Source organism: Streptomyces rubellomurinus (assembly GCF_000961885.1).
In the GTDB taxonomy this organism is placed as follows: domain Bacteria; phylum Actinomycetota; class Actinomycetes; order Streptomycetales; family Streptomycetaceae; genus Kitasatospora; species Kitasatospora rubellomurina.
Window position 1 is genome coordinate 70,493 of record NZ_JZKH01000025.1, and the last position, 21,362, is coordinate 91,854.

25 protein-coding genes are annotated in these 21,362 nt (G+C 75.8%); 13 read left to right on the top strand and 12 right to left on the bottom strand.

Annotated elements, in window-relative coordinates; translation table 11 throughout:
* The first annotated feature begins 22 nt into the window (after nucleotides 1-22).
* Nucleotides 23-1,240 carry a hypothetical protein gene (locus tag VM95_RS14625; RefSeq protein ID WP_045696534.1) on the top strand — a complete coding sequence of 406 codons (1,218 nt, stop codon included), beginning with the start codon at nucleotides 23-25 and terminating at the stop codon, nucleotides 1,238-1,240.
* Nucleotides 1,241-1,253: 13 nt separating this feature from the next.
* On the opposite strand, the gene VM95_RS14630 is transcribed toward VM95_RS14625, so the two are convergent.
* The 3 genes from VM95_RS14630 to VM95_RS14640 all read right to left on the bottom strand — a co-directional run bounded on the left by VM95_RS14630 (nucleotide 1,254) and on the right by VM95_RS14640 (nucleotide 3,524).
* Nucleotides 1,254-2,033 carry a hypothetical protein gene (locus VM95_RS14630; protein WP_052707372.1) on the bottom strand — a complete coding sequence of 260 codons (780 nt, stop codon included), beginning with the start codon at nucleotides 2,031-2,033 and terminating at the stop codon, nucleotides 1,254-1,256.
* 139 nt (nucleotides 2,034-2,172) lie between these two features.
* Nucleotides 2,173-3,180, bottom strand: coding sequence for a hypothetical protein (locus VM95_RS14635; RefSeq protein ID WP_045696535.1), 1,008 nt, complete (start codon nucleotides 3,178-3,180; stop codon nucleotides 2,173-2,175).
* Nucleotides 3,177-3,524 (bottom strand): GntR family transcriptional regulator, encoded by a 348-nt coding sequence (locus VM95_RS14640; protein WP_045696536.1) that lies wholly within the window; start codon nucleotides 3,522-3,524, stop codon nucleotides 3,177-3,179. Before VM95_RS14640 ends, VM95_RS14635 begins: the two co-directional genes overlap by 4 nt.
* 169 nt (nucleotides 3,525-3,693) lie before the next feature.
* Between VM95_RS14640 and VM95_RS14645 the strand changes: the two genes are divergently transcribed.
* The 3 genes from VM95_RS14645 to VM95_RS14655 all read left to right on the top strand — a co-directional run bounded on the left by VM95_RS14645 (nucleotide 3,694) and on the right by VM95_RS14655 (nucleotide 5,578).
* Nucleotides 3,694-4,422 (top strand): SDR family oxidoreductase, encoded by a 729-nt coding sequence (locus VM95_RS14645; protein WP_045696537.1) that lies wholly within the window; start codon nucleotides 3,694-3,696, stop codon nucleotides 4,420-4,422.
* 145 nt (nucleotides 4,423-4,567) lie between these two features.
* Nucleotides 4,568-5,122, top strand: a complete 555-nt coding sequence (locus VM95_RS14650) for a universal stress protein (protein ID WP_045696538.1) — start codon at nucleotides 4,568-4,570, stop codon at nucleotides 5,120-5,122.
* Between the two features lie 6 nt (nucleotides 5,123-5,128).
* Nucleotides 5,129-5,578: a hypothetical protein gene (locus VM95_RS14655; RefSeq protein ID WP_157882106.1), complete on the top strand. Its 450-nt coding sequence runs from the start codon at nucleotides 5,129-5,131 to the stop codon at nucleotides 5,576-5,578.
* A gap of 375 nt (nucleotides 5,579-5,953) precedes the next feature.
* Here the strand turns inward: VM95_RS14655 and VM95_RS14660 are convergent, their stop codons facing one another.
* Nucleotides 5,954-6,937: a S1C family serine protease gene (locus VM95_RS14660; protein ID WP_045696594.1), complete on the bottom strand. Its 984-nt coding sequence runs from the start codon at nucleotides 6,935-6,937 to the stop codon at nucleotides 5,954-5,956.
* Between the two features lie 206 nt (nucleotides 6,938-7,143).
* Between VM95_RS14660 and VM95_RS14665 the strand changes: the two genes are divergently transcribed.
* The gene (locus VM95_RS14665; RefSeq protein ID WP_052706745.1) at nucleotides 7,144-7,617 is read left to right on the top strand and encodes a hypothetical protein; all 474 of its coding nucleotides are present in this window, start codon (nucleotides 7,144-7,146) and stop codon (nucleotides 7,615-7,617) included.
* Nucleotides 7,618-7,681: 64 nt separating this feature from the next.
* On the opposite strand, the gene VM95_RS14670 is transcribed toward VM95_RS14665, so the two are convergent.
* Complete coding sequence (locus VM95_RS14670; protein ID WP_045696541.1) at nucleotides 7,682-8,440, bottom strand: SDR family oxidoreductase; 759 nt, start codon at nucleotides 8,438-8,440, stop codon at nucleotides 7,682-7,684.
* A gap of 168 nt (nucleotides 8,441-8,608) precedes the next feature.
* Between VM95_RS14670 and VM95_RS14675 the strand changes: the two genes are divergently transcribed.
* Nucleotides 8,609-9,526 carry a helix-turn-helix domain-containing protein gene (locus VM95_RS14675; protein ID WP_045696542.1) on the top strand — a complete coding sequence of 306 codons (918 nt, stop codon included), beginning with the start codon at nucleotides 8,609-8,611 and terminating at the stop codon, nucleotides 9,524-9,526.
* A 204-nt stretch (nucleotides 9,527-9,730) separates the two neighbouring features.
* Nucleotides 9,731-10,090, top strand: coding sequence for a tyrosinase family oxidase copper chaperone (locus tag VM95_RS14680; protein WP_078859912.1), 360 nt, complete (start codon nucleotides 9,731-9,733; stop codon nucleotides 10,088-10,090).
* A gap of 97 nt (nucleotides 10,091-10,187) precedes the next feature.
* Here the strand turns inward: VM95_RS14680 and VM95_RS14685 are convergent, their stop codons facing one another.
* From VM95_RS14685 to VM95_RS14705, 5 genes are all read right to left on the bottom strand, one after another.
* On the bottom strand, nucleotides 10,188-11,417 hold the full coding sequence (locus VM95_RS14685; protein WP_045696546.1) for an NAD(P)/FAD-dependent oxidoreductase: 1,230 nt from the start codon (nucleotides 11,415-11,417) through the stop codon (nucleotides 10,188-10,190).
* A 129-nt stretch (nucleotides 11,418-11,546) separates the two neighbouring features.
* Nucleotides 11,547-11,978 (bottom strand): nuclear transport factor 2 family protein, encoded by a 432-nt coding sequence (locus VM95_RS14690; RefSeq protein WP_045696549.1) that lies wholly within the window; start codon nucleotides 11,976-11,978, stop codon nucleotides 11,547-11,549.
* A gap of 7 nt (nucleotides 11,979-11,985) precedes the next feature.
* Nucleotides 11,986-12,789 carry an MBL fold metallo-hydrolase gene (locus tag VM95_RS14695; RefSeq protein WP_045696551.1) on the bottom strand — a complete coding sequence of 268 codons (804 nt, stop codon included), beginning with the start codon at nucleotides 12,787-12,789 and terminating at the stop codon, nucleotides 11,986-11,988.
* A gap of 82 nt (nucleotides 12,790-12,871) precedes the next feature.
* Nucleotides 12,872-13,435, bottom strand: coding sequence for a hypothetical protein (locus tag VM95_RS14700; protein ID WP_045696596.1), 564 nt, complete (start codon nucleotides 13,433-13,435; stop codon nucleotides 12,872-12,874).
* 31 nt (nucleotides 13,436-13,466) lie between these two features.
* On the bottom strand, nucleotides 13,467-14,747 hold the full coding sequence (locus VM95_RS14705; protein WP_107072964.1) for an MFS transporter: 1,281 nt from the start codon (nucleotides 14,745-14,747) through the stop codon (nucleotides 13,467-13,469).
* 101 nt (nucleotides 14,748-14,848) lie between these two features.
* Here VM95_RS14705 and VM95_RS14710 point away from each other — a divergent pair, with 101 nt between their 5' ends.
* On the top strand, nucleotides 14,849-15,946 hold the full coding sequence (locus VM95_RS14710) for a DUF5937 family protein (RefSeq protein WP_045696552.1): 1,098 nt from the start codon (nucleotides 14,849-14,851) through the stop codon (nucleotides 15,944-15,946).
* 71 nt (nucleotides 15,947-16,017) lie between these two features.
* Here VM95_RS14710 and VM95_RS14715 read toward each other — a convergent pair whose 3' ends face one another.
* On the bottom strand, nucleotides 16,018-16,527 hold the full coding sequence (locus VM95_RS14715; protein WP_052707373.1) for an RICIN domain-containing protein: 510 nt from the start codon (nucleotides 16,525-16,527) through the stop codon (nucleotides 16,018-16,020).
* A 188-nt stretch (nucleotides 16,528-16,715) separates the two neighbouring features.
* On the opposite strand from VM95_RS14715, the gene VM95_RS14720 reads away from it, so the two are divergent.
* Nucleotides 16,716-17,573: a PhzF family phenazine biosynthesis protein gene (locus tag VM95_RS14720; RefSeq protein WP_045696556.1), complete on the top strand. Its 858-nt coding sequence runs from the start codon at nucleotides 16,716-16,718 to the stop codon at nucleotides 17,571-17,573.
* A gap of 128 nt (nucleotides 17,574-17,701) precedes the next feature.
* On the opposite strand, the gene VM95_RS14725 is transcribed toward VM95_RS14720, so the two are convergent.
* Nucleotides 17,702-18,100 (bottom strand): cupin domain-containing protein, encoded by a 399-nt coding sequence (locus VM95_RS14725; RefSeq protein ID WP_045696558.1) that lies wholly within the window; start codon nucleotides 18,098-18,100, stop codon nucleotides 17,702-17,704.
* A 126-nt stretch (nucleotides 18,101-18,226) separates the two neighbouring features.
* Here VM95_RS14725 and VM95_RS14730 point away from each other — a divergent pair, with 126 nt between their 5' ends.
* The 4 genes from VM95_RS14730 to VM95_RS14745 form a co-directional block, all read left to right on the top strand.
* Nucleotides 18,227-18,901 (top strand): TetR/AcrR family transcriptional regulator, encoded by a 675-nt coding sequence (locus tag VM95_RS14730; RefSeq protein WP_045696560.1) that lies wholly within the window; start codon nucleotides 18,227-18,229, stop codon nucleotides 18,899-18,901.
* A gap of 71 nt (nucleotides 18,902-18,972) precedes the next feature.
* Nucleotides 18,973-19,485, top strand: coding sequence for a hypothetical protein (locus tag VM95_RS14735; RefSeq protein ID WP_045696563.1), 513 nt, complete (start codon nucleotides 18,973-18,975; stop codon nucleotides 19,483-19,485).
* A gap of 52 nt (nucleotides 19,486-19,537) precedes the next feature.
* Nucleotides 19,538-20,776 carry a phosphotransferase gene (locus VM95_RS14740; protein ID WP_045696564.1) on the top strand — a complete coding sequence of 413 codons (1,239 nt, stop codon included), beginning with the start codon at nucleotides 19,538-19,540 and terminating at the stop codon, nucleotides 20,774-20,776.
* A gap of 9 nt (nucleotides 20,777-20,785) precedes the next feature.
* A partial coding sequence (locus VM95_RS14745) for a LysR family transcriptional regulator (protein ID WP_157882107.1) occupies nucleotides 20,786-21,362 on the top strand: 577 nt, incomplete at its 3' end.

The window sequence follows — 21,362 nt, forward strand, 5'->3', positions numbered from 1 at the left end:
GCCGGGCCCGTAGCATCCCCTGGTGACCGCGATAGCCGATCTGACCCCGCTGTACGGACCGGACGAACTGGCCGCCCTGCGCCGCCTGGACGCCGACGAGCTGGCGCGCTGCGCCGCCGACCGGGCGCGCCCGTGGTGGCAGCGCCGGGCCTGCGTGCAGGCGCTGGCCGGGCGGCTGCCGCAGCCGTGGACCGCCGAGCTGATCGCCCGGGTGCAGGACCCGGACGAGACGAGCGAGGTCCGGATCGCGCTGCTCGACCTGCTGGGCGACCGGGCCGAACTGCTGCCCTGGCTGCGCCACGAGGACCGCGCGGGCGAGGGCGCGTACGGGATGCGGGAGGCCTTCCTGAAGGCCCGGGGCGTGCTCGGTGACCTCGACGCCCTGCCCGGGCTGGCGGCCGTCGCCGCCGGCCCCTGGCCGCACCGCCGCGAGACGGGGGAGGCGGGCCTGGACGCACTCGTCGCCCGGTACGGGCCGGCGGCCGTCCTCGCCGAGCTCGGGGAGGGCCCCGGGAGCCGCTTCGAGGACCGGCTGGCCCGGGTGCGGCTGCGGCACGCGGCCGGCCGGGACGTCACCGACGCGCTCGCCGACCCGGACCACGCCGTCGCCCACCGGGCCGCCGAACTGGCCGACGACCCGGCCGCGTTGCGGGGCCTGCTGGCCGGCGAGCCGACCGTCGACACCGCGCTGTGGGCGCTGTGGGCCCTGCACCGCCTGACCGGCGACACCGCCGAGACCCGGGCCGGGTACCGGCGGCTCGGCAGCCCCCGGGTGGAGGTCCCCGGCCTGCCCGAGGACGTCCGCCGCGCGGTGCTGCACGAGTACGCCGGGACGTGCGAGCGCGACACCGACCCGCGCTGGCGCGTCGAGGCGCTGTGCACCGAGCCGCCCGCGCCCGTCGACGTGGACGGCCAACTGCGCCGCGCGGTCGAGGTGTTGACGGCCGAGGGCGCCGAGCCGAAGGAGCCGGTGTCGGCGGGCGAGGACAACCAGCAGGGCGACGGCTGCTACCACGTGATCTACCACCACGAGGACGTCAGCCTCTTCGTCAGCACTCTCGGCCCCTTCGTGCACGGCGACGAGGGCGAGGAGATCCTGCGCGGCCCGCTGGAGCGGGCGGGCCTGCGCTGGATCGACGACGCCGTCACGGAGACGGTGGTCACCGGGCTGTGCGTCTACTACTTCGGGGAGCGGGTGCCGCTGAAGGTCGACACCCTGCTGTTCTACTGGCAGGACTGATCTCGCCGCTCCGTCACGACGCCGGGGCCGCCGACTGGCGGGGGAGTGCCGCGCGGCGCGTGAACTGCCCCGAGGTGTGGGCGAGTTCGAGCGCGGCGCCGATCCAGGCGGCGCCGAACGCCCAGGTGCAGAACCACTCGCACAGGTACAGCGGGCGCACCGGCCAGCCCTTGCCGACGCCCGTCAGGCCGGCCAGCGCGGCGAGCACCAGCAGGGCCAGGATCACCACCCCGGCCGCCAGGTACGCCCGGTCGACCCAACGCGGCTGCACCGAGCGCGGGTTGCGGAAGGAGTACAGGCAGAACAGCGCCAGCAGGGACAGCAGCAGCGCCGCGAACACCAGGTGCAGCACGCCGATCGTGGCCTGGAAGGCCGACGGGTCGTCCGGCGAGGTCGGGCAGAGTGCGACGCCGAGCGCGAACAGCCCGGCGGCGCTGCTCCAGCGGTCGTCCCGCCGGTCGAAGCGGTAGCAGATCAGGAACACCCCGAGCGCGCACAGCCCGCCGACGAAGAGGTTCCGGGTGCTGGTGTAGTACGAGCCGCTCATCGAGTCCGGCCACCAGCCCGCCGTGCTCTGCCCGCGCAGCTCGGCGAACAGCCAGTTGCCCACCGGCAGGACGAGCGGCAGCAGGATGCCGATCAGGCCGACGCCCAGGCGCAGCAGGGTGACGGTCCGTTCGTCCTGGGTGCTCCCGGGGGCGGCGGTGGGTGTGCCGTCGGCGGTGTCGACGGCGGTGTCGACGTCGGCGGCATTGTCCTGAACGGCTCTTGATTCCTGTGGACGACGGGTCATGGCGGCCTCCCTGCACCGGACTTCTGCCACCTGGTGTACCCGCGCGACGCCGTAGCGTCACCACCGGATCGGGCGGTTTTTCGCCTTGACGGCCCGATCCGGTGGGTCCTGTGGTGGGTCCGCCGTGCCGTGCGTGCGCTCAGCGACTCGGGTGGCCGTCAGCGCTCTTCGCCCGGGCCAGCAGCGAGTTGAGCAGCGCGGCACCGCGCTCGGCGTCGTCCACGCTCACCGCGAAGTCCGCGCCGCGCCGGGTGCGCACCACCAGGCACTCGCCGCCGCGCACCATCACCGTGGTGCCGAGCCCGTTGATCCGGTACCCCCAGCCGCCGGCCTGCCGCGCGGTGCGCCGCTCGGCCCGCGCCGAGACGAGCTCGGCGAGCTTCCAGTGCCGGCCCGGCCGGCCGAACGGGCCGAAGCCGACGTGCAGGCCCTCGGCGCTGACCCGGACCCGCACCGAGGCGAACAGCCACAGCGCCACCGCCACGGTCGCGCACGGCGTGACCACCTGCCAGCGGATTCCGGTCAGTCCGCTCAGCGCCGCGAGCGCGGCCCCCAGCGCGCCGATGCCGCAGGCGACGGCAGCCAGGTTCAGCCACGGGTTGCCGGCGCGGGACAGCCAGGCGACCCGCTCCCCGGGCGGGATCGGCAGCACCGGCGCCCCCGCCGGCGGCGCGCCCCGGTCCCCGGCGCCGGGCCGGCGGGCGGCCAGCCCGGTGAGCAGCATGACCAGGCCCGCCGCCGCGACGACGGCGACCACCTCGATGCCCATCGGGGCGGCGTCCTGCCAGCGGGCGCGGTCGAGGTTGGCGTGCACGATCGAGGTCTGCGCGCCGGTCAGCAGCACGCCGGTGCCGGACAGCACCGGCCAGGCCCAGCCGCGCGCCGGCCCGGGCCGGAACCGGTGGCCGAGCGCGACGCCGAGGACGACGACCAGCCAGACCGCCGCCGGGAACAGCGCCGCGGCCAGCAGCGGCATCGAGTCGTCCGGGTCCCGCCCGTCCCAGTGGGTGGCCACCTGCTCCGGCAGCCGGTGCCGGGCGGCCAGCGGCAGGGCGACCAGCAGGGCCGTCACGCCCGCCGACCACACCGCCGCGCCCCAGAAGGCAGGTCCGAATCCTCCGCCGCGTTCCGGCGTTCCCTCCGTCACGTCATCCCCCTGATCAGTTCCACGAGTTCGTCCGCGCTGTAGCCGGCCTTCGCCGCGTCCGCCACCAACTGCCGCACCCGGGCGACGAGTTCGGCGCGTTCGTCGGCGCCGCCGGCGATCGTGATGCCCCGGCCCCGGCGGAACTCCAGCACCCCCTCGTCGCGCAGGGTGCGCAGCCCGCGCAGCACGGTGTTGGTGTTCACCCCGAGCGCCCGGGCCAGCTCCCGGGCGGGCGGCAGCTTGTCCCCGGGCGCGCACTCGCCCTCGGCGACGGCCCGCCGGATCGCTCCCGCGACCTGCTCGTGCAGGGGGCGGGTGTCCCCGAGGCTCAGCTTCAGCAACATGGTGCTATTGACACTAGCACCATGCGGTTCATCCGCCGCCGCCGGACGGTGGCTTCCCGGCGCACCGGGCGCGGGAGGTGGCTGGGGGAGGTGGCTGAGGGAGACGGCTGCGGGCGGCGCTAGGCTCGCGGCGAGCGGAGATCGACACTGCGGAGAAGGGGGTGCGCGCATGGGTCTCGCCGGGCGCACGATGGTGGTCACCGGGGCCGGACGCGGGTTCGGGCGGGCGTTGGCGCTGCAAGCGGGCCGGTCGGGGGCGCGGCTGTTCGTGTCCGCGCGCTCGCTGGAAGCGGCCCGGCGGGTGGCCGACGAGGTGGCGGCCGACAGTGGCGCGACGGTGGACGCGTTCGCCTGCGACCTGGCCGACCCGGCCGCGATCAGGGCCTTCGCGGCGGGGGTCGCCGCCCGCACCGGGCACGTGGACGTCCTGGTCAACAACGGCGCCCGCTACCTCGCCGGCCCCGACCTGGGGGACGCCGACGACGACGCGATCGCCGACACCGTCGCCTCCGGCGCCACCGGCACCCTGCTGACGGCCAAGCACTTCCTGCCGCTGCTGCGCGCCTCGGCCGGCGCCGACATGGTCAACCTGGTCTCCGCCGCCGCGGAGACCCGCAACCACCGCTCCGAGGCCCACCCCGCGTTCTACGCCGCCAAGGCCGCCCAGGCCGGCTTCGCGGACGTACTCGCCCACCGGCTGCGCCCCGAGGGCATCCGCGTCATCTCGCTCTACCCGCCGGAGTTCACGGACGGCGACCCGCTCGCCCCCTCCTGGCAGGAGGCCTCCCGGACCGCGGACGACCCGCTGACCGCCCAGTCCGTCCTCGACTGCGTCCTGTTCGCGATCGGCCAGCCGCGCGACTGCTTCATCCGCTCCTTCCACTTCGAGCAGGTGTAGGCGGACCCCGAGCGCGGCCGCGTATGGAGGGCGTTCGGAACGGCGCCCGGGGCGTCAGGGAGCCGTCAAGAGCGCGGGGCCGGCCGGGGTGGGGGCGGTTGGGTGGACGGTGGAAGGACACCGCACCACACGACGAGGACGGACCATGCACGGCAGCGAGCGGCACGAGGACGGCGCGATACCCCGGGTGCTGGTCGGGGTCAGCGGCTCGCTGGGCAGCCTGGCCGCTCTGCACCGCGGCCTCGCCGAGGCGCGCCGACGCGGCGCCGAGCTGTGGCCGGTGCTCGCCTGGGAGCCGCCCGGTGGCGAGCACGGCTACCTCCGCTCGCCCTGCCCGCCGCTGCTCGCCGCCGTCCGGGAGGCCGCCGAGCGGCGGCTGCACGAGGCGCTGGACGCCGCGTTCGGCGGCACCGACCCCGGTGTGCGGCTGCGGCCGGTGGTGATCCGCGGCGAGGCCGGGCCCGCCCTGGTGCACCTCGCCGACCGGCCCGACGACCTGCTCGTCCTCGGCCGCGCCGGCGGCCCGCTGCAGCGCCGGCTGCGGCGCTCGGTGCCCGGGTACTGCGCCCGCCGGGCCGACTGCCCGGTGCTGACCGTCCCGGCACCCGAGCTGCTGCACGACCTGACGGCGCTGCACCGCCGCGCCCGCCTGCACCTGCCGCTCCCCGCCGCGCGCGAACTCGCCGCGGCGAAGCGGTAGTCGGCGGTGCGGACGCACCGGGCGGGGGCCGGCGGCCGGCCCCCGATGTACCGGGCCCGGCCCGGTGGGCGCCGGTACCACCCGGTGCGCGCCCGGGCGGCCGCCGCCACCTCCGGCACCGCCGCCCTCCTGGCGTGCGGGGCCCTCGCGCTCGGCCTCGGCGCGCTCGGCGACCTGCACGCCGGCCGGGCCCCGTACCTCGCCCACCTCGCCCTGTGCGCGCTGCTCGGCGGCTGCGCCCGGCCGCGCGCCGCGCCGCTGATCGGGCTGGCCGCCTGGCTGTGCTGCAACGCCTTCGCCGAGCACCGGCACGCCGAACTCGGCTGGGCCGGGCCCGGGTGGGAGCTGGGGCACTACGCGATGTTCACCGCCGCCGCGTGGCTGGCCGCCCTGCCCGCGGTCCTGCCCCGCCGGACCGTACGGGTGGCGCTGCTGCGCCCGGACGGCACGGCCTGACGCGGCCCCCATGGACGGCCCGCCTCCCCGGGGTGGGCCGCACCGGTGCGCAGGGCTCCGGCCGGTACTCCGGAGCTGCGGCCGCCGGTGGCACACCGGGGCGCGCGGTGCGTCGGTCGCGGCTTCGGACGGCGGGCCCCGTCGAGCGATCTCCACCGAGGGGGCCCGCCGCGACCGCCCCGCGCGCCCTGACGGCCGGTCGCAGCCGGCCTCGTCCCGTACTGGTGCCCGGCTGCCGCTGGCGCCGGCGCGCGCGAGCGCTGCCCGACCGCGCCCGTGCGCCGCGAGTTCGACGGTCCGCTACCCGCACACGGCCCCCCGGATCGGGGCCTGCTCGGCGGTGCGGCGTCCAGCCCGGCGATCGGACCCGAACGGTCAGTCCTCGGCCGGGAGTTCCGCCGGGACGGCGATGACGTCCACCAGGGCCTCGCCGCGCAGGACGGTCAGCGGCAGCGGGCGGCCGATCGCGTCGGCGAGCATCAGGCCCTGGAGCGCCTGCGCGCTGGCCATCGGCTCGCCGCCGGCCGTCAGCAGCAGGTCGCCCTCGTGCAGGCCGGCCCGGGCGGCCGGGGAGGCGGGCACCACCTCGACGATGCGCAGGCCGGCGCGCTGCCCGGTGCGCTGCCGCAGGGGCGGCGGCAGCGGCGCGGGGACCCCGGCCAGGCCCAGGTAGGCGCGGCGGATCCGGCCCTCGGCGAGCAGGGCGGCGATGATCCGCCGACTGGTCGCGTTGATCGGGACGGCCAGCCCCAGCCCGTTTCCGGCCACCGCCGTGGTGATGCCGACCACCTCACCGGCCGCCGTGGCCAGGGCGCCGCCAGAGTTGCCGGGGTTGAGGGCGGCGTCGGTCTGTATCACGTCGTCGATGACGCGCGCCGCGCTGCCCGCGCGGGTCGGCAGCGAGCGGCCGAGCGCGCTCACCACCCCCGCCGTGACGGTGCCGGCCAGCCCCAGCGGGTTGCCGACCGCGACCACCAGCTGCCCGACCCGCAGCGCGGTAGCCTCGCCGAGCGTCACCGGCGCCGGGGTCGGGCCGTCCGCGCGCAGCACGGCCAGGTCGGAGAGCGGGTCGGCGCCGATGGTGTGGAACGGGGCGGTGGTGCCGTCCGCGAAGGCCAGTGTCCCGGCGTCGGCGCGGCCGACGACGTGCGCGTTGGTGAGCAGGAAGCCGGTCTCGGTGAACACCACCGCCGAGCCGAGCGCGGTGCCGAACCAGCCGCCCCGGCCGCGCCGGCCGACCTGCAGGGCCGCGACCCGGGGCGTCACGGCCGCGGCCACGGTGGTGACGATGCGCGAGTAGGAGTCCAGCGGTGACTCCGCCCCGGGGGCGCGGCCCGGCCCGGGGAGCGTGTCGGCCATGGTGTCCACCCCCTCTCGGGTGCTCCGGACAGCGGCGGTCTCCCGGTAGCAACAACGGCGGGGCGCCGCGCGTTCCGCGCTCGCCGCACCACCCCCTGAGGCCGTCCGGATGTGGTCTTGACGAGGCCCCGACGAGCGGGAAACAGCAAAGGAGAAGCAAAGCTGGCGTATGGTTCGAGCAAATCCGCATCGGTGGGAGGGGCACGATGGAGACCGCGCAGGACCAGGACGTCCGGGACGAGCTCGACCCGCTGCTGCGCCCCACCCGGGACGCGCTGCTCGGGCGCGGCAGCTACCGCCTCCCGCGGTGGAAGCGGCTCCTGCAGCCGGGCGCGGCGGGGCGCGCGGCGTGGATCCGGCTGGAGACGGACGCCCAGGCCGAGCGCCTGGGCCGGCGGACGCCCGGCACCGAGCACGTCCTGCTCGCCGTCCTCGCCGTCCACGAAGTGGCCGTCCGGGAGCCGGGGTTGGCGCCCGAGGCGGCGCGCGGCGAGCTGTTCGACCGGCTCGGCGTCGACTACGCCCGGGCCCACGCGGCGTTGGACGCGGGCGAGGTCGCGCTGCCCTCCGACCCGCGCTCGGTCGAGGAGTACCTGTCCGTCGGCGGTGCCGAGCAGCTGCTGGACGCGCTCCTGCAGGAGGACACCCGGGCCAGGCGCCTGGTGGAGGCGCTGGGGTGAGCGGAAGCGCGGCTCGGGCCCGCCCCGCCGACAGCTCGGCGGAAGCGGGCCCGGGCGCCGGGTGTCAGCGGGTGGTGTAGCCGCCGTTGGCGAACAGGGTCTGGCCGGTGATCCAGCCGCCCTCGGTGGCCAGGAAGGTCACGATCGGGGCGATGTCCTCGATCCGGGTCAGCCGGTTGCCCATCGCCTGCGACTTGTGGAAGGCCACCCGCTCCGGGGTCTCCTGGCCGTAGAAGAACGAGGTGTCCATCGGGCCAGGGGCCACGTTGTTCACCGAGATCCCGCGCGCGGCGAACTCCTTGGCCGCCGCCCGGGTGTAGTGCTCGACCGGCGCCTTGGCCCCGGCGTAGGTGGCGTAGCCGTCGGTGAACGCGGCCAGCAGCGAGGTGAGGACGGTGATCACCCGGCCGCCGTCGTTCAGCTGCCGGCCCGCCTCGCGGATGAAGAAGTACGCGGCCTTGGCGTTCACCGCGTGCATCACGTCGTACTCCTCCTCGGTGGTCTCCACGATCGGCTTGCGCAGCACCATGCCGGCCGTGTTCACCGCGACGTCGACGCCGCCGAAGGTCTCCTTCGCGACGGCGAAGACGCGCTCCACGTCGGCGACCTTCGTCAGGTCGCCCTGGACGGCCACCGCCTCGCCGCCGGCCTCCTTCACCGCCGCGACCGTGGCCTCGGCGTCCGGCGCGGTGGCGTCGGAGTGGTAGTGCACGACGACCTTGGCGCCGTCCGCGCCCGCCGAGCGGCTGATCAGCCCGCCCAGGTTCTTCGCGCCCGCGCCGACCAGGACGACCTTGCCCGCCAGGGAGTGGTTCTTGCTCATGGGTACGGCTCCTCGCCGCCGAAGGGATCGTTGCCCGACCACTGTCCGGCGCAGGGCCCCCCGGGGGCTTGAACGATCCTGCGGGGCCTGGAACGAACCGCTCACGGTGTTCGGCGTCCGGTGCGGCCCGTTCGCCGTCCGGCACCCGAACGGGCCAGAATCGACGGTATGGCACCCCGTACGACCCCCGACGCCCCGGCCCCCGCCCCCACGCCCGCCGTCTCCGCGATCCAGCCGCACCTGGTCCGGCTCTCCGGCAGCGGCGCCGACCTCGACGAGGGCGTGGTCGAGCGCGGCCTGGAGCGCGCGGGCGGCATCGGCGAGGCGGCGGACGGGCCGTCGCGGCACGTCGTGGTGGTCCACACCGGCCGCTCCGCCGACCTCCGGTGGTCGCTGGACGGCCACCCCCGGCGGGAGCGCTTCCACCGCGGCCAGGCCCTGGTCAACCCGGCCGGCTGGGCGTCCCGGCCGCGCTGGGAGCAGGACGCCGAGCTGCTGCTGGTCGCCCTCGAACCGACCTGGCTGGAGAAGCTCGCCACCGAGAGCGACCTGCCCGGCCCGCTGGAACTCGCCCCGCGCTTCCACCTGACCGACCCGTTCCTCGGCATGCTGGTCGAGCGCCTGGTCGCCGAATACGAGCGCTCGCAGCCGGCCGACCCGCTGTACGCCCAGTCCATGCTGCAGGCGCTCGCCGCGCACCTGATCCGGATCGCCGCCACCCGCCGCCCGGCCGGGCCCGCGGGCGGCCGCGGGAGCGGGCTCGCGCCGAAGCGGCTCGACCAGGTCATCGACCACATGAACGGCGCCCTGGACGGCCGGCTCCCGCTCGCCGAGCTCGCCGCCGTGGCCGGCGTCAGCCCGTCCCACTTCACCCGGGCCTTCCGCGCCTCCACCGGCCAGTCCCCGCACCAGTACCTCGTCCGGCTGCGGCTGGAGCGGGCCCGTCGCGCGCTGCTCACCACCGACACGCCGATCGCGGTCGTCGCCCAGCTGAGCGGCTTCGCCGACCAGAGCCACCTCACCCGCACCATGCGGCTGCACACCGGCCTCACCCCGGCCGCCCTGCGGGCGGGGCGGGACCGGTAGGCCACGGCACGGCGGGTTCACGGCGCGGCAGGTTCACGGCACAGCCGGCGCACAACGGCGGCCGGAGTACGGCTTCGTGACGCCCGGTCAGCTCATGGTGCCGGTCTCGATAACGCGTTGTGCCGGATTCGATCATGTCGGTAGTGTGCTAACCGCATCGTGTGCCGAAGATCCGGCGCCGCTTCATTTCTTTGGAGGGGAACCATGACCACCCGAATGACCAAGGGTTTACTCGTCGCACTGCTGACCTTGACCGGAGCCGCCGTGGCGGGCCCGGCTTCGGCCGCCGCGCAGGGCGCGCCCGCCGCCTCGGCGAAGTCCCCGGTGTTCTCCGAGGTGTACAAGGACAGGGTGATCCTGATCATCGCCGACGACGGTAAGTCCTCGTTGTGCGACCACGTTTTCATCGACGGCGTCGCGCTGCCGGTGCACCGCCTGGCCGGCGGCGGCTACAACAGCCCGGTGAACGCGTACCAGAGCTTCCCGACGCTGCGCGCCACCGCGGAGGCCGCCGCCGACTTCCTGGCCGGGGCGCGGCTCAACCCGTCGTCCTGCACGGCCTGACTCCAGGCGCGGTGAGTCGGCCCCGGCGTTCCCGGGCGACCGACGTACCCCGGGGGCCTCGGTCGGCGGCCTGCCGACCGAGGCCCCCGGGCCGGTCTCACAGCTTGTCGAGCGGGACGTCCGGGTCGGCGAGCCGGGCCGGGTCCACCACCCGCTGGGAGCGCACCAGTTCGCGGATCGGGTCGGTGACGTCCCAGACGTTCACGTTCATCCCGGCGAGGACCCGGCCGCCGGAGAGCCAGAAGGCGATGAACTCGCGGCCGGCCCGGTCGCCGCGGAACACCACCTGGTCGTAGTCTCCCGGCGCGACGTAGCCCAGGTACTCCAGGCCGAGGTCGTACTGGTCCGAGAAGAAGTACGGGACCCGGTCGTAGACCGCGTCCTCCCCGAGCATGGCGCGGGCGGCGGTCTGCGGCTGGTTGACGGCGTTGGCCCAGTGCTCGACCCGCAGGTGCGTGCCGAACAGCGGGTGGAAGGCGTTGGCGACGTCCCCGGCCGCGTACACGTCCGGGTCCGAGGTGCGCAGGTGCTGGTCGGTCTTGATGCCGTTGTCGACGGTCAGCCCGGCGGCCTCGGCCAGGGCGGTGGCGGGGGAGATGCCGATGCCGACCACCACCGCGTCGGCGTCGACGAGGGTCCCGTCGCCGAGCCGCACGCCGTTCACCGTGCCGCCGGTGCCGGTCAGTTCGGCCACCTGCGTGCCGAAGCGCAGGTCCACGCCGTGGTCGCGGTGCAGGTCGGCGAAGACCTCGGCGACCTCCCGGCCGAGCACCCGCAGCAGCGGCAGCTCGGCCGCCTCCAGCACCGTCACGTGCGCCCCGGCGCTCCGGGCGGCGGCCGCCACCTCCAGGCCGATCCAGCCCGCGCCGATCACGGCGATCCGGGCGCCGGGCCGCAGCACCGCCTTGATCCGCTCGCCGTCCTCCACCCGGCGCAGGTACAGCACGCCGTCCTGGTCCGCGCCCGGCACCGGCAGCCGGCGCGGCACCGAGCCGGTGGTCAACAGCAGCTTGGAGTAGGCCACTTCGCCGTCGTCGGCGAGGGTGACGGTGTGCGCGGCCGGGTCGATCGAGACGACCGGGGTGCCCAGGCGCAGCGTGACGTCGTGCTCGGCGTACCACTGCGGCGGGTGGACGTAGATCTTCTCCCGGGGCTCCTTGCCGAGCAGGAAGCCCTTGGACAGCGGCGGCCGCTCGTACGGGCGCTCGTGCTCCTCGCCGATCAGCACGATGCCGCCCTCGTACCCGGCCTCGCGCAGGGCCTGCGCGGCCTTGGCGCCGCCCAGGGAGGCTCCGACGACGACGATCGGACGCTCGCTGCCCGCCATGCCCAACTCCTGACTCTCCGTTGAAGATTCCGTGGAAGACCGGGCTCAGCCTGCCGCCGTTCGGGTGGTCTGTCGAGACCGCGTCGGGCGCGCCGCGCGAGGCCCGCCCGTACGAGTGAACGGCAGGCCTCACGCGGTCATCGCGTCCCGGACCAGCGCGGTGTCGGTGAACTGCTCGAAGCGGACGATCCGGCCGCCGCGCACCGTGAAGTGGTGGGCGACCCGGACGGCGAGCGGCTTGCGGGTGGCCCTGTGCACGGCCGTGTAGCGGGCCAGCACCACCACGTGCTCGCCGTCCACCACGTAGGTGTCGTCGTGCGCCGTCCAGTCCTCCCACTCGGCGGCGAGGCGTTCCATCACGTTCGCGGTGACGCCCTTCGGCGTGCGGTAGGTGCCGGCCAGCGGGAAGCCCGCCATCTCCGTCCACTCGACGTCCTCGGCGAGGGTGGCGCGCAGCGCGGCCAGGTCGCCCCGGGCCGAGGCGAGGTACTGGCGGCGCACCACGTCGGCGGGGGCGGGGGACTCGGCGAACCCGGCGACGTCCCGGGGGATCTCGATCATCGCGCGCTCACCCCCAGGCCAGCTCGCCCTTGGCGACCTTGGTGCCGAGGTCGACGGCGATCCGCAGGCCGTGGTCGGGGAAGCGGCGCTCCAGCGCCTCCTTCGCGGCGGCCGCGTCGGGGGCCTTCCCGAGTTCGGTCTCGAAGGCGCGCAGGTAGTCCCGGGTCTGCCGGACGGCGGTCAGGTCGGTGGGTGCGCCGGCGGTGCGGTGGCCGGCCGCCACCCACAGCGGTTGCAGGGCCTCGATGCCGTCCAACAGGTCGATCCAGGCGGCCCGTTGGGCCTCGGCGGGGGTGTCGGCCGTCCACACGTGCAGGCCCTGGAAGAGCAGCACTCCGCCGAGCACCGCCGAGTGGTGGTGCTGCCACAGGTAGTGCCGGTCGGGCAGGTGGAAGTCGGCGCCGCGCAGCTCGAACCGGTGGCCCTCGAAGACGATCTCGTCACCGTGCAGGACCTCCGGGCGCACCAGGCGGGTGGGCAGCTCCGGGCCGAGGTGCGACCAGGCGCGCAGCTTGGCCTCGTACGTCTCCTGGATGTGCTCGACGGTCGTGGCCGTGGCCAGGAACCGGGCCTGCGGGAAGGCGTCCTGGAGCTCCTGGGCGCCGAAGTAGAAGTCCGGGTCGCCGTGGCTGACGAAGACGGTGGTCAGCCGGCGGCCGGTGGCGCGCACCCGCTCGACCAGCCGCCGCCCGTCGGAGCGGGTGAACCCGGCGTCCACCAGCAGCGCGTCGTTCGGGCCGGTGACCAGGACGGAGGTCTTGTTGAGCGAGCTGTCGGGGCTGTCGACGATCTCGAAGTCGAGGGCACTCATGAGAGGGATGGTCCTTCCGCGGGCCGGGACGCCTCGTCGCCAGCTTCCGTGCTGGCGGTGGCGTCCGCATCCGGAGGAGGGGCTACGCGACGGTCCAGAGCGTGAGATCGCTGCTGGTGGCCACGGCGAGGGTGCGGCCGGTGGGGGAGAAGCCGGCCGCGCGGAACTCGGACCAGGACGCGTGGAAGATGTGGTGCCAGTCCTTGCCGTGCTCGCCGGTCCAGGGGCCGGTCGTCATCAGGACCCGGTGGCTGGGCCACTCCGGGGAGATCACCTCGATGCCCCAGCCGCCCCTGGCGCCGGTGTGCAGTCCGCCGCCCCACAGCCCGGCCACCGGGATCCGGACGTGGGCGACCGGCCCGATGCCCGGGCAGGAGAGGTCCGGGCCGTCCGGGTCCTCCTCGGGGTCGTACGCGCGCTCCAGCTTCTCGCCGGTGACCGCATCGAACAGGCCGTGCCCGCTGCTGGAGACGGTCAGCACCAGGTCGTGCCCGGTGTCCGGGTGGACGGCGAAGCCGATGCCGAGGAGCCCGCCGACCGGGATCAGGCCCCGGCCGACCGGGCGCCAGGGGGCCGGCGGGGCCGTCACCTCGGTGGCGGCGGTGATCCGGTCGTGGAGCTGCTGCTGGTACGGGGTCAGGGCCATGCGGATGATCATCGCACCGCGCGGGCCGTGGCTACTCCGCCGGTCCCAGCCGCAGCACCGCCAGCGCCCCGGCCGCCGTGGTCACGGCCAGGGCGCCCCACAGCAGCCCGGGGCCGGAGGCCAGCAGCGCCGTCAGCACCGCCGGTGCCGCCGCCCGGCCGACCCCGCTCGACAGCTCCCACCGGGCCAGCGCCCGGCCGAGCAGGTGCGGCGGGGCGGAGGCGCTGACCATCGCCGTCCCCGAGCCGGTGTAGAGGATCTCGCCCAGCGTGTACAGCACGGCCACCGCCGCGACGCCCACGGCACCCGCCGTGCCGCCCAGCGAGCCCGCCGCCCAGAAACCCAGGTACGACACGCTCAGCCCCACCCCGGCGGCCGCCAGCACGGCCCGCCGGGGCCGCTTCGCCAGCCGGAGCACCAGGGCCAGCTGGAGCGCGATCACCAGCACGGTGTTGCCCACGAACACGCCCGAGGACCAGGCCGCCGAGACGTGCAGGTGCAGCACCAGCAGCGCGGGCAGCGCCACCTCCAGCACGTCGAAGCAGAACGCGTACGGCAGGTTGGCCAGGCTCAGCACGGTGATCCGGCGCAGCGGCTCGGTCGTCCCCCCGGTGCCGCGCGGCTGCCCGGCCGCCTGCTGCGGGGCCCGGACCCGCAGCGAGCCGACCAGGGCGGCGGCCAGCAGGCAGGCCGCGCCCGTGACCCCGGCCAGCAGCCGGAAGGCGCCGGGGCCGCCGACCACCGCGACCGTCGCCAGCAGGGCGCCCGCGCCGAGGCCGGCGTTGCGCAGCGCCCGTCCGGCGGCGAGCGCCGCGTCCCGCAGCCGCCCCTCGGTGAGGGTGCTCACCACGGCGGCGTGCGTGGTCGGCCAGGACTGGCTGCCGACGCCGAACAGCACGGCGGCCGCGGTGAACAGCACCGGGCCGTGCGCCGTCAGCAGGGTGAGGGCGCCGGCCGCGCGCAGCAGCAGGGTGACCGCGGCCGGCAGGGTGCGGGCGCCGCGGTCGATCCAGCGGCCGGTCAGCGGCAGGGCCAGCAGGCCGACGACCATGCCCGCCGACAGCGCCAGCCCGACCGACCCGGCGGGCAGGTGCAGCACCTCGACGCCGTACAGCAGCAGGAACGGGCGCAGCAGGCCGCCGCCCACCGCGTCCACGGCGAGCGCCACCGCGTACCGGGGGCCGCCGGCGGCGGTGATCAGGCTCAGCAGGGCGGACGGGCCACCGCGACCGGTGCCGATCGGCGGTGCGGGCGGCTGGCCGGTGCGGACGGCGGCGTGGTCGTGGACGGACTTCTCCTGGATCAGGCTCATGGCCGGTACCGTCCGCCCTGGCGGGGGCGCCTGGCACGTCGATTGACGGTTCGCGTCAATCGACGGGGGCGGGTCGTCGAGCGGGTGGCAGGATCGTCGGCGTGAGTGTGATCATCGACATCACCGGTCTGCCCGAGGACCGGCTGCTCTTCGCCCCGTCCCCGCTGGCCGAGCTGAACGCCATGCTGCACGTGCTGGCCGAGCCCGGGCACCACCCGGCGCTGCAGGGCTGGGCGAGCAGCACCACCGCCGCGATCCCGCCCGAGCTGTCCGAGCGGCTGCTGGAGGCCGACTTCCTCTGGCGCTCCTCCCGCGCCGACTTCCTCGTCCCCGGCCACCCCGGCGCCACCCTCGCCGAGGAACTCGACGCCGTCGACCGGATCGAGGACGAGGCGTACGTCGCCGGCGCCCTCGTCACCACCTGCGGCTCCTCCCGGTTCACGCGGCCGATGGCCTCCCCGCTCACCGACCGCGCCGCCAACGAGCGGGCCCGCGACCTCGCCCTCGCCCGCGGCCCCCGGCAGGCCGCCTTCGCCGACCGGCTGCTCGCCGACCCGCCCGCCGTGCGGGCCCTGGTGCGCAAGATGCTGGAGGACTGCGCGTCCGCGTTCTTCGCCGACGCCTGGCGGCGCGTCCTGCCCGACCTCGCCGCCGACGCCCGCCGCAAGACCGACCTGCTCGCCCGCCGGGGCGTCGCCGGGGCGATCGGCGACCTCTCACCCTCCGTCAGCCTCGACCAGGACGGCGAGGGGCGGCGGCGGATCGTCATCGACAAGCTCCAGGACAGCACCACCAGCGGCACCGCCGCCGGGGGCGTCACCTTCATCCCCACCGTCTTCGGCCGCCCGCACCTGCTCTCGGTGTACGCCTACGGCTGGCGGCCCGTCCTCCAGTACCCCGTCGCCGAGGCCGGGGCCGCCGAGCCGGTCTCGCTCGCCGTCGTCCAGCAGCGGCTGGAGGCGCTGGCGCACCCCGTCCGGCTGCGCCTCGCCCGGACCATCGCGCGCGGCCCGCACACCACCGGCGAGCTCGCCGCCGCCTGGCAGCTCAGCTCGCCCGAGGTGTCCCGGCACCTGGCCGTGCTGCGCAAGGCGGGGCTGCTGACCACCGAGCGGCGCGGGCGGTACATGCTCTACCAGCTCGACCTCGCGGGCAGCGCCCGCCTCGGCTCGGACTTCCTGGAGGCGGTGCTGCGCTGAGCCCGCGCGTCGGTGACGCGCGGAGCGAGCGGCCCGCACAGGGGAAGCGGGCCGCTCGCGTGCGGTGGGCGTCAGCCGCCGAGCGGGATGCGCGGCGGGGAGAACGTCCACTGCTGGGCGGTCGTGTAGTTGCAGGTCCAGATCTGCAGCTGCTGGCCGTCCACGAGGTTGCCGCCGGGGACGTCCAGGCACTTGTTGGACTGCGGGTTGATCAGGACGTTGCCCTCGTAGCGGACCCAGCGCTGGGCCTCGCTGCCGTTGCAGTCCCACACCTGGACCCGGGTGCCGTCCGCGGTGCCGCCCGCGGAGACGTCCAGACACTTGTTCAGGGCGGACAGGGTGACGCCGACGCCGTTCGGCTCGGTGGTGGAGGTCCACCACTGGGCGCCCGTGCCGTTGCAGGAGTAGATCTGCACCGGGGTCCCGTTGGCGTTGTTGCTGCCGGGGATGTCCAGGCACTTGTTGACGACGCCGTTGCTGACGCTGATCGTGCTGCTGGTGTCGGCGTTCGCCGTCCCCGGCACGACCGCGACGGCGATCGCGGCGGCCGCCAGCGCGCCCCACAGGTGTTGCTTGCGCACGGGATTCCTCATGGGTGGTCCGTCCTCTCTCGGAGCTCGGCGCCGACGTGTCGCCGGCACGACGAGGACTGTCGCGCGGGCGCGTGGACATCCGGTGGACGGGGGCGTTGACGGATCGTCTACGCGCTGCGCGTAGGGCCGGTCCGTCCGGTGGGAACAGCCGGCGGCCGAGGGGTGTTGGCCCGGGCATGAGCGATGACCACGCCCCCGAGATCCTGCGCTACACCGCCTTCGCCGACCGCCCGGAGGGCGGCAACCCGGCGGGGGTGGTGCTCGACGCCAGCGGCCTGAGCGACGAGAAGATGCTCGCCGTCGCCGCCGAACTGGGCTACTCCGAGACCGCCTTCCTGACCGCGGGGGAGGGCGAAGGCGCCTACCGCGTACGGTACTTCAGCCCGCTGACGGAGGTGCCGTTCTGCGGGCACGCGACGGTGGCCTCCGCCGTCGCGCTCGCCGAGCGGGTCGGCCCCGGGCGGTACGTGTTCGGCACGGCGGCCGGGGACGTGCCGGTCGAGGTCGAGCGGGGCGCGGACGGGCTGCTGCGCGCCACGCTCACCAGCGTCGAGCCGCACGTCGAGGAGGTGCCGGCGCAGGACGTCGCGCAGGCGCTCGGGCTGCTCGGCTGGTCGGCCGAGGACCTGGATCCGGCGCTGCCGCCGCGCGTCGCGTACGCGGGCGCCCGGCACCTGGTGCTCGCGGTGGGCACCCGGGAGCGGCTGGCCCGGCTCGACTACGACTTCGACGGCCTCGCCGCCTTCATGCGGGCCCGCGACCTGGTCACCCTGCAACTCGCCTGGCGGGAGGCGCCGGAGGTGTTCCACGTCCGCGACCCGTTCCCGGTCGGCGGCGTGGTCGAGGACCCGGCCACCGGCGCGGCCGCGGCCGCCTTCGGCGCGTACCTGCGCGAGCGGGGCGCGGTGGCGGCCCCGGCGGTGCTGACCCTCCACCAGGGCGAGGACCTGGGCCGCCCGGGCGTGCTGCGGGTGGAACTGCGCGCGGGGGACGGGCGGGTGCGGGTCTCGGGCACGGCGGTGGCGATCCCGTAGGTCGCTTCACGGTTCGACGGTTTCGAAGATTCGAAGGTTCGAAGATTCGAAGGTTCGAAGGTTCGACGGCCCGGTGGCCCGGCGGCGTGGATGCCGCCGGGCCACCGCGCGTTCGGGGCCGTCGCCGCTCAGGCCGCGTCCGTGCGCGGCTCCAGCCGGGTGCCCTCGCGCAGGGTGACGGACATCAGGTCGCTGGGGGCGTCGACCTCCAGGCGGTGCCAGCGGCCGCGCGGCACGACCACGGCGCTGCCCGCGTCCAGCCGGAACTCCTCCTCCGCGCCGCCCGGTTCGGTGGGGCGCAGGAAGAGGCGCAGCGCGCCGGCGAGGCAGCACACCGCCTCGTCCGCGCCCGGGTGCTGCTCCCACTGGTCGCCGTGGACGTCGGCGTCGCTCTCCACGTGGAAGGTGGCGATCTGCCAGGTGCCGGGGTCGCCGGCGGCCATCCGCCGCTCGGCGGCGCGGACGGCGCCGTCCGGGCGGAACTGCAGCGCGGAGGCGAACAGGTCGATGGGGGTGGTCGTCGTCATGGGGCGCAACCTCTCGGTGGCAGGAGTGTCCGTACCGTTTTTGTACGCGTAAGGAAACTAGCGCAGCGGGCCGCCGATGTCGACACCCGGCGTCCGCCCGCCGGTGACCTGAGGGAGGATGGGGACATGTCGCCACCGCCCGCCCCGCGCAAGACCGTCGGCCGCCCGCCCCGCTTCTCCCGCCAGGAGGTCGTCGACACCGCCCGCCGGCTCGTCGACGCGGAGGGCGTCGACCGGCTCACCATGCGCCGGCTGGCCGCCGAGATCGGCAGCACGCCGATGGCGCTCTACCACCACGTCCGCAACAAGGAGGAACTGCTCGTCCTGCTGCTCGACGACTACGCCGGGCGCACCCTCCGGCGGCGCGAGCTGCCCGCCGACCCCCGCGAGCGCGTGCTCGCCGCCGCCGAGGCCATTCACCGGGCGCTCGCCGACTGCCCGTGGATCGTCGAGGTGCTGACCGCCGACGACCTGATGGCCACCTCCGCGCTCTGGTACGTCGAGCAGATCGTCGACGGCCTGATCGCCTGCGGCCTGACGCCCGAACAGGCCGTCCACGGCTACCGCTCGCTCTGGTACTACACCGCCGGCGAGATCGTCGTCCGGGCCACCGCCGCCCGCCGCCGCGCCGACTCCGACCGGGCCACCTACCGCGAACAGGTCTTCGCCGGCCTCGACCCGGCCGAACTGCCCCGGCTCGCCCGGCTCGGCGCCCGGTGGGCCGACCTGACCGCCGAGGACACCTACCCGGCGGGCCTGCGCGCCCTCCTCACCGGGCTGCTCGCGCGGGGGGCCGGCTGATCGGCGGCAGGGGCGGCGAACAGAACGGGACGGCGAACAGGCGAACGGGCGAACAGAGGAGCGGGACAGCGGTGCTGAGTGACTGGGTGCGTGAGGTCGTGGAGCAGCGGACGCGCGAGCACCTCGCCGATCCCGACCCCGACCGGATGTCGCCCGCACCGGGGCTGCGCCCGCCCGCGACACCGGAGCAGGTCGCGGAGCTAGAGGGCTGGGCGGGCCAACCGCTGGAGCCCACTTACGCCGAGTTCCTGCGGCAGGGCGACGGCATGGCCGACTTCTCCCGCTCGATGCCGGTGTTCGGCTGGCGGGACTGGGCCGGAGGCCGGCCCCCGGAGGCCGGGCGCCGGTTCGTCGAGATGATGCGGGGTGAGCTCTGCGAGGACTGCGGGCTCGCACCGGACGTGCCCCTCGTGCCGGTCTCGGTGGAGCCGGACGGCGCCGTGGCCGTCCTGATGATCCCGGCGGGGGCCGGGCCGGGGCGGTTCCTCTGGTTCGGCAACGGCGACCTGGCGTTCTTCCCGACCTTCCGGGACCTCTTCGCGTACGCCGCAGGCCGCCGGTCGTGGGCGGACTACGCCGCCTAGCCGGCCGGGAAAACCGGTCGCGGCCGGCGGCCGGCTCGGCGAAGCTGCCGGGATGGAGCGGAGCAGCAGTCGCAGCGTGACCGTCGAGCTGACGTACCGGGGCGGGTACTTCGGGCAGCTCGGGCCCTTCGAGGTGGCCGGCGGGTGGTGGCAGGAGGTCGGCGGGGTCGCGGCGGCCGCCGAAGCGGCGCTCGGGCTGCCGGTGCTGGTGCTGCGGCTGCTGGACGGCGAGGGCGAGGGCGGGGCGTACGGCGGGCGGGTGCGCTACCACGCCGAGTCGACCGAGCCGCCGCGCACGGCACCCCGGACGCCGGACGCCGCGACGGCCGCGCTGCTCGGCCCGGCCGGGCGGCGGGCCGCCTGGGCGGACGCGGACGGACTGCGGGCGGCGCTGGAGTGGGCGGGGGAGCGGCTGGGGGCGCCCGCCGGGCAGGTGCGGCAGCTGCGCACCTGGAACCTCTCCGGGCTGTACCGGCTGCCCGCCGCCGAGGGCGCGGACGCCTGGCTGAAGACCACCGCGCCGGAGTTCAACGCGGCCGAGGGCGAGGTGATCGCGCTGCTCGGCGGCGTCGACGCCACGCTCGTGCCGCGGGTGCTCGCGGCCGATCCGGCGGCCGGGCGGCTGCTGCTCGCGCACGTGCCGGGCGAGGACTGCTGGGGCCCGTCCGCCGCGACCGTGGAGCGGACCGTGCCACGGTTGGTGGCCGCGCAGGCGGCACTGGCGGCGGACGGCCGGGCGGCCGCCGCCGGGCTGCGCGACCGGACGCCCCGGGCGCTGCTCGCGCAGCTGGAGGCGCTGCTCGCCCGGCTGCCCGAGGAGACCGACCTGACCGGCGGGGAACGGGCTCGGGTGGCTGAGCTGGTCGGTGAACTACCCGCCACGATAAGGCGGTTGGCGGACTGTGGGCTGCCGGAGACGCTGCTGCACGGCGACTTCCACCCCGGCAACTGGCGGGCCGAGCCGGGCCGCCCGGCCGTCCTGCTCGACTTCGCCGACGCCTGCCTCGGCCACCCGGCCCTGGACGGGCTGCGGGCCCGCGACTTCCTCTCCCCCGAGGACTGGCAGCACTACGCCGGGGTGTGGGCGGCGGCCTGGCGCGCCCACCTGCCCGGCGCCGAGCCGGAGCGGGCTCTGGAACTCGCCGAGCCGCTGTACCACCTGGCGTACGCGCTGCGGTACCAGGAGTTCCTGGACCACATCGAGACCAGCGAACGCCCGTACCACGAGGGCGATCCGGCCTCCGAGCTGCGCGCCGCCCTGCGGTGCGGGTCGGCGCGGGCCCGGTCGTAGACTGCCGGAGTGGAACCGAGGACGCCGAGCCCCCTGCCGCCGGAGCCGCCCCTGCCCGGGCTCCCCCTGCAGGAGTTGGAGGCCTTCTCGGTGCTCGTCCACCAACTGCACTTCGGGCGTACGGGGGAGCTGCTGGGCCTCTCCCAGGGGCGGGTCTCCCAGCTGATCAAGCGGCTGGAGCGCCGGATCGGCGCCCCGCTGTTCGAACGGACCAGCCGCCGGGTCGAGTTGACGGAGCCGGGCCGCGGGCTCGCCGAGCAGGTGGTGCCCGCCTTCGCCCGGCTGCGGGAGGGCTACGACACGGCCCGGGCCCGGGCGGCCGCGGCGGAGGGGCCGCTGCGGCTCGGCTTCCAGTGCGTCGTGTACGAGCCGGTGGCGCAGGCGATCGCCGCGCTGTCGGCGGGGGCCGTGCACCTCGTCGAGCTGCCCTGGGCGGACCCGTTCTCGCTGCTGGCCCGGGGCGAGCTGGACCTGGCGATCGTGCTGGGGCCGTGCCGGGAGCCGGGGTTCGAGGTGCTGCTGGAGTTCTCCCGGCAGACGGTCTACCTGGCGGTCGCGGCAGGTCGGGGGGCGGCAGGTCGGGGGG